Genomic DNA, 254 nt, shown 5'->3' with positions numbered 1-254 from the left:
GTGGCACCGGTCTTAAGGGATCATTTGCGGCTGACACCAGCTACACCATTGGCACAACCTATCCTCAGGCTCAGGTGCAGGCTCTGGCCAATGGTCTCAGAGAGGCAAGGCAGCGCGTTAAGGCACTTGAGGATGCATTGCGATCGCACGGGCTGATTAACTGAGGATTACATTCAATCCAACCAGAAATATCGACCTGATAGAGCGCGTGGGCAATCACCCGGGCATCATCGCCGGCAGCAACAACGGTGACG

General features: G+C 55.5%; 2 pseudogenes. Both read left to right on the top strand.

The features are described 5' to 3' along the window. Positions 1-164, top strand: a pseudogene (locus tag SB719_RS21365) (phage tail protein); the annotation flags it as partial. A 2-nt stretch (positions 165-166) separates the two neighbouring features. Beyond that, positions 167-254, top strand: a pseudogene (locus SB719_RS21360) (hypothetical protein); the annotation flags it as partial.

The organism is Pantoea sp. SIMBA_079, assembly GCF_046940275.1.
Classification (GTDB): Bacteria; Pseudomonadota; Gammaproteobacteria; order Enterobacterales; family Enterobacteriaceae; genus Pantoea; species Pantoea borealis.
Note: the sequence above shows the minus strand (reverse complement) of the source record. Positions and strands in the feature narration are given on the sequence as shown.